Source organism: Terrabacter sp. P5_B1, assembly GCF_056400505.1.
Genome location: NZ_JBFULD010000251.1, coordinates 1 through 6,390, shown reverse-complemented (window position 1 = coordinate 6,390; position 6,390 = coordinate 1). Strand labels below are relative to the sequence as shown.

The following is a 6,390-nucleotide window of genomic DNA, read 5'->3' as shown; positions in this document are numbered from 1 at the left end:
TCGAGGTCTTCGTGCGGCTCGCCCACCGTGAGGGCCGCAAACCGACGACGAGCGAGATCGCCCAGGAGGCCGGCGTCGCGGAGGGCACGATCTTCCGGGTCTTCCCGACCAAGGAGATCCTCGAGAAGGAGGCGGTGCAGGCGGCGTTCTGCCCCGCCCCCGTGCGGCGGCGCATCACGGCCATCGACCCCGAGGGCTCCCTGCGCGACCGGCTCGTCGACTTCACCCGCATCCTGCAGATGCGCTTCACCGAGGTGTTCGGCCTGATGGGCGCCCTCGGCCTGACCGAGCCGCCCAACCGCGGCCCGCACCAGAGCTGCTACGAGGCGGGCCGGCACCTGCGCGGCCACGCGGACGACGAGGAGCACGAGGCTGCGCACCAGCCGCTGCTCGCGGCGATCCACGAGCTGCTCGTCCACGACGAGGACCGCCTCGTCGTCCCCGGCGCCGACGTCGTCCACCGCATCCGGCTGCTCACCTTCTCCGGCAGTCACCCCGGCATCGCCGACGGCCAGGTGCTGACCCCCGAGGAGATCGTCGACACGGTGCTCTTCGGACTCGTCCGACGCGACGACCCCGGCCGGTGCGGCGAGACGCAGCCATGACAAACCAGTTGACCCTCACCCCACGTGAGTCCCTACCGTTCCTGAGCGACCCCACGCACCGAAAGGCACCCTCATGCTGATCCGACTGCTCCGCAGTCACCTGCGCCCCTACTCGGGCCAGATCGTGCTCATCGTGCTGGCCCAGCTCGTCAGCACGATGGCCTCGCTCTACCTGCCGAGCCTCAACGGCGAGATCATCGACGAGGGCGTCGCCAAGGGTGACACCGGCTTCATCCTCAGCCACGGCGCCCTCATGCTCGGTGTCAGCCTCGTGCAGATCGCGGCCGCCGTGGCCGGGACCTTCCTGGCAGCCCGGGTCGCCATGGCGATGGGGCGCGACGTCCGGGGCCGGGTCTTCGGCAAGGTCGTCGAGTTCTCGGCGCAGGAGGTCACCCGCTTCGGCGCACCGACGCTCATCTCCCGCAACACCAACGACGTGACCCAGGTCCAGATGGTCGTCTTCATGGGCTTCGCGCTGCTCGTGACGACGCCGATCATGATGGTCGGCGGCATCATCATGGCCCTCCGCGAGGACGTCGGACTCTCGTGGCTCGTCGCCGTGGCCGTGCCGCTGCTCGGCCTCGTCGTCGGCCTCGTCATCTCGCGCATGGTGCCGTGGTTCGGCCACATGCAGACCTCGCTCGACGGCGTGAACCGCGTCATGCGCGAGCAGATCACCGGCATCCGGGTCGTCCGCGCCTTCGTGCGCGAGGACCACGAGGAGTCGCGCTTCGCCGAGGCCAACGACCGGCTCACCGACGCCGGCCTGCACGTCGGCCGGCTCATGGCGCTCGTCTTCCCGATCGTCATGCTCATCTTCAACCTCTCGACGGTGGCCGTCATGTGGTTCGGCGCCCACCGCATCGCGTCCGGCGACATGCAGATCGGTGAGCTGACGGCGTTCCTCACCTACCTCGTGCAGATCCTCATGGCCGTCATGATGGCGACCTTCATGGCCACGATGATCCCGCGCGCGTCGGTCTCCGCCGGGCGCATCCAGGAGGTCGTCGGCACCGAGTCCTCCGTCATCGAGTCGGTGCAGCCGCTGCCGCTGCCGGCCGGGGCGGCCGGGCTCGAGATGTCGGGCGTCGACTTCCACTACCCGGGCGCCCAGTCCGCCGTGCTCCAGGACGTGTCCTTCCGGGCGGAGCCGGGCCGCACGACAGCGATCATCGGGTCGACCGGCTCCGGCAAGACCACCCTGCTCGGTCTCGTGCCGCGGCTCTTCGACGCCTCGTCAGGCAAGGTGCGCGTGGGTGGCGTCGACGTGCGCGACCTCGCGCTCGACGACCTGTGGAGCACGATCGGTCTCGTCCCGCAGAAGCCGTACCTCTTCAGCGGCACCGTGGCGACGAACCTGCGCTACGGCAACCCCGAGGCCACGGACGACGAGCTGTGGGACGCGCTGCGCATCGCCCAGGGCCAGGACTTCGTCCAGGCGATGGGAGGCCTCGACGCCGCGATCGCCCAGGGCGGCACCAACGTCTCGGGTGGCCAGCGACAACGGCTGGCCATCGCACGGGCCATCGTCAAGCGGCCCGACATCTACCTCTTCGACGACTCGTTCTCGGCGCTCGACCTGTCGACCGATGCCCGGTTGCGCCGGGCCCTGCGCCCGGCCACGGCGCGGAGCACCGTCGTCATCGTGGCCCAGCGCGTGTCGACGATCGTCGACGCCGACCAGATCCTCGTGCTCGAGGACGGCCGCATCGTCGGCCGGGGCACGCACGACCAGCTCGTCGACACCTGTGAGACCTACCGGGAGATCGTCGAGTCCCAGCGCAGCGCGGAGGAGGCGGCCTGATGGCCGAGGGAGTCAAGACCACGGAGGAGAAGGCCGCCGAGGCCCGACGCGGCCCGGCCCGACGGGGCGGTCCGCCGCACATGCAGATGGGCCAGCCGGGGGAGAAGTCGCTGAACTTCGGCCCGTCGGCCAAGCGTCTGCTCGGCAGGCTGCGGCCGCACCGGGCGAAGGTCGTCGTCGTGCTCGTGCTGGCGGTCGTCAGCGTGACCTTCAGCTCGGTCGGGCCGAAGATCCTCGGTAGGGCGACCGACCTCATCTTCTCCGGCGTCATCGGGGGCGCCATCAAGGCTCCGCCCGGCACGACGAAGGAGCAGGTCATCGCGACCCTGCGCGCCCAGGGCCAGACGACGTATGCCGACCTGCTGAGCAACGTCGACTTCACCCCGGGCCAGGGGATCGACTTCAACGCCCTGGCCAGCGTGCTCCTGCTCGTCATCGCCCTGTTCGCCGTGGCCTCGCTGCTCATGTGGGCCCAGGGCTGGATCCTGCAGGGCGTCCTCGCCCGCACGATGTTCGACCTGCGCCAGGAGGTCGAGGCCAAGCTCAACCGGCTGCCGCTGCCCTACTTCGACAACCAGCCGCGAGGTGAGCTGCTGAGCCGCGTCACCAACGACATCGACAACGTCGGCCAGTCCCTGCAGCAGACGCTCTCGCAGCTGCTCAACTCGCTGCTCACCGTCGTCGCCGTGCTCGGGATGATGTTCTGGATCTCCTGGACGCTCGCCCTCATCTCGCTCGTGAGCATCCCGATCTCGATCGTCGTCACGAGCCTCATCGCGAAGCGGTCGCAGAAGCTCTTCATCCAGCAGTGGCGCAACACCGGCGAGCTCAACGGCATCGTCGAGGAGACCTTCACCGGCCACGGGCTCGTCAAGGTCTACGGCCGGCAGAAGGAGACCGAGCAGGCGTTCAAGGAGAAGAACGGCGAGCTCTACGAGGCCTCGTTCGGAGCCCAGTTCATCAGCGGCATCATCATGCCGGTCATGATGTTCGTCGGGAACCTCAACTACGTCCTCATCGCCGTCGTCGGCGGTCTCCGGGTGACGTCCGGAGCCTTGAGCCTCGGTGACGTCCAGGCGTTCATCCAGTACTCCCGGCAGTTCACGCAACCGCTGACGCAGGTCGCGTCGATGGCCAACGTACTCCAGTCGGGCGTGGCGTCGGCCGAGCGCGTCTTCGAGGTCCTCGACGCCGACGAGCAGGAGCTCGACGCCGCCGAGCCGACCCGCATCGAGGACCCGCACGGAGCGGTGACGTTCGAGGGTGTGTCCTTCTCCTACACGCCGGACAAGCCGCTCATCGAGGACCTCGACCTGTCGGTGCGCCCCGGTCAGACTGTTGCCATCGTCGGACCCACCGGCGCCGGCAAGACGACCCTCGTCAACCTCATCATGCGGTTCTACGAGCTCGACGGCGGCCGCATCACGCTCGACGGCGTCGACATCCGCGACCTCACCCGGCACGACCTCCGCGCACGCATCGGCATGGTGCTGCAGGACACCTGGCTCTTCGGCGGCACGATCCGCGACAACATCGCCTACGGCCGCCCGGGTGCCACCGGCGAGGAGGTCGTCGCCGCGGCCAGGGCGACCTACGTCGACCGCTTCGTGCATTCGCTGCCCGACGGCTACGACACGGTGCTCGACGACGAGGCGTCCAACATCTCGGCCGGCGAGAAGCAGCTCGTCACCATCGCGCGCGCGTTTCTCTCCGACCCGGCGCTGCTCATCCTCGACGAGGCGACGAGCTCGGTCGACACGCGCACCGAGGTGCTCGTCCAGCACGCCATGGCCGCGTTGCGGTCCGACCGGACGAGCTTCGTCATCGCGCACCGTCTGTCGACGATCCGCGACGCCGACCTCATCCTCGTCATGKAGGACGGTCGGATCGTCGAGAAGGGCTCGCACACCGAGCTGCTCGCGTCCGGTGGCGCGTACGCCACGCTGTATGCCGCCCAGTTCGCAGGTGCCGCGGCCGATCTCGACGAGTCCGCCGCGGCCCCCGGCCGGCCGGACGACCACCCCGAGATGGCGACGGTCGGTGCGGGCGCCCCCGGCCCCGCCGGTGGTCCCGGTGTCCCGACCCCTGACAACGCTGTGCCCTCGGACGCCGGCGGAGCCGACTGACGAGCGACCCGCCCGGACCTGCCAGGGAACAACCGACCGGAACGAACCCGTATCTCGGCGCTGAACGGCGCCGCGGCCGGTTCGWTCCGGCCGGTTCACCCGGACCCGCGAGTCAGGGCTCGAGCAGGACGGCGCCTGGGCCCCCCTGCGCGAGCTGGTCGTCCGGGTTGTTGAGCGCGCAGGTGCGCAGGCTCAGGCAGCCGCAGCCGATGCACGCGTCGAGCTGGTCGCGCAGCTTCTCGATGCGCCGGATCTGCTCGTCGAGCCGGTGGCGCCAGACCCGGGAGAGCCGCGCCCAGTCGCTGGCCGTAGGCGTGCGTCCCTCGGGGAGCGTGGCGAGGGCGGCGCCGATCTCGTCGAGCGACAGGCCGACCCGTTGGGCGGCACGGATGAAGGAGACGCGCCGGATGGTGGCCCGCTCGTAGCGCCGCTGGTTCCCGGTCGTGCGGACCGAGTGGATGAGGCCGAGATCCTCCCAGTAGCGCAGCGCCGAGGTCGCCGCGCCGGTGCGCTCGGCCACCTGACCGATCGACAGCGCCGACATCTAGGCGATCCGCGCTTCCGCCAGCCGCGCGACGATCTCCTCGACGGTCTCGTCAGGCGTCTGCTGCGAGCTGTCGAGCCACAGCCCGATGTGGGGCGTCTCGGTGCGCACCTTGTGGTCGAAGTCGCGGATCGACCAGAGGTCGCCGTAGCCGACCTTGACCCGCTCGGACTCGCGCTGCATGACGGTGCTGACGTCGGGGGCGAGCATGACGAGGCTGAGGGGCCGGGTCGTGACCTGCTCGAGGAACGGCGTCAGGCTCGTGCCGACGAAGAGATCCTGGACGACCACGGTGAAGCCGGCCTCGGCGTACGCGTCCGCGGTGCGGGCGGTGATGCGGTGGCGCAGGACCAGCTGCCGCTCCGCCTCGGGATCGCCCTGTGGCGACATGTCGGCGCGACCGCGCACGACGACGCGCCGGAACTCGTCGCCGCGCAGGTGCACCGCGCGCGAGAAGCGCTCCGCGAGGAGCTGGGAGACGGTCGACTTGCCCGCCGCCATGACGCCGGTGACGACGACGACCTGCGGCTTGTCGGCGGTGGAGGGGAGGGCCTGGACGCTCACGTCGCACCACCCTAGAGGGCACCGTGGTGAAAGTCGCCAGCGTTCGAGGTGACGTTCACGTGGCCAACTCGAAAGTGGGCACTCGACCCGACCTCCCGTCGAGCGTGGCCTCGCCGCTCGCGAGGGCGGCCTCCCGTCGAGTGCCCATTTCCCTACGCGCAGCAGCGCAGGCCAGGCCGACCTCTGAGTCGAGTGCCCGACTCCCCACGTCCTGAAGAAACCACGCCACGCCGACCTTACGTCGAGTGCCCACTTGCGTGGGTCAGGCGTACGCCTCGACCTCGTCGGGGGTCGCGCGGCGAACCACGACGCGGGTCCACGCCCCGACGTAGAGCCGGTCGTCGTCGCTGAGCTCCGTCTTGGGCCCGACGGAGATGGCCGTGGCGGGCAAGGGCCCGGCCGCGGGGCCGACGAACGTGCCGTTGGAGCTGCCGAGGTCCTCGACGAACCACCGCGTCCCGTCGGAGGTCAGCTGGGCGTGTCGTCGGCTGACGCCGGGATCGGACGAGAGGTCGATCTCGGGTCTCGTGTTCTTGCTCGTGGACACCCGGCCGAGCAGGACGCTGCGGTGGCGCAGGGGCATGATCGTCGGCAGTCCCGGCGAGGGACAGGGATCCTCTGCCTCCTGGGTCTGGTACCAGTCGGGGTCGACCCACACCTCCGCCAGCCAGTCGAAGGACTCCGGCTCCTCGGGGGTGTCTGGCGTCCCCACGGCACGAGCGCCTGCGGCAGGGGCGGCCCCGGCCC

Annotated in this window: 6 protein-coding genes; 3 read left to right on the top strand and 3 right to left on the bottom strand. The window is 70.2% G+C overall.

The features are described from left to right. The 3 genes from AC1DP0_RS16255 to AC1DP0_RS16245 all read left to right on the top strand — a co-directional run. Positions 1–605 (top strand): TetR/AcrR family transcriptional regulator (locus AC1DP0_RS16255; protein ID WP_478086102.1); only part of this gene is annotated, 605 nt, incomplete at its 5' end. A 73-nt stretch (positions 606–678) separates the two neighbouring features. Continuing rightward, positions 679–2,409, top strand: coding sequence for an ABC transporter ATP-binding protein (locus AC1DP0_RS16250; protein ID WP_478086100.1), 1,731 nt, complete (start codon positions 679–681; stop codon positions 2,407–2,409). Continuing rightward, positions 2,409–4,535 carry an ABC transporter ATP-binding protein gene (locus AC1DP0_RS16245; RefSeq protein ID WP_478086098.1) on the top strand — a complete coding sequence of 709 codons (2,127 nt, stop codon included), beginning with the start codon at positions 2,409–2,411 and terminating at the stop codon, positions 4,533–4,535. The genes AC1DP0_RS16250 and AC1DP0_RS16245 overlap by 1 nt, the downstream gene beginning before the upstream one ends. A 112-nt stretch (positions 4,536–4,647) precedes the next feature. Here AC1DP0_RS16245 and soxR read toward each other — a convergent pair whose 3' ends face one another. The 3 genes from soxR to AC1DP0_RS16230 all read right to left on the bottom strand — a co-directional run. Continuing rightward, positions 4,648–5,079: a redox-sensitive transcriptional activator SoxR gene (soxR, locus tag AC1DP0_RS16240; RefSeq protein ID WP_478086096.1), complete on the bottom strand. Its 432-nt coding sequence runs from the start codon at positions 5,077–5,079 to the stop codon at positions 4,648–4,650. Beyond that, positions 5,080–5,643 carry an AAA family ATPase gene (locus AC1DP0_RS16235; RefSeq protein WP_478086094.1) on the bottom strand — a complete coding sequence of 188 codons (564 nt, stop codon included), beginning with the start codon at positions 5,641–5,643 and terminating at the stop codon, positions 5,080–5,082. It abuts the gene before it with no gap. A 262-nt stretch (positions 5,644–5,905) separates the two neighbouring features. Further along, the coding region (locus AC1DP0_RS16230) for an FHA domain-containing protein (RefSeq protein ID WP_478086092.1) at positions 5,906–6,390 on the bottom strand (485 nt) is incomplete at its 5' end.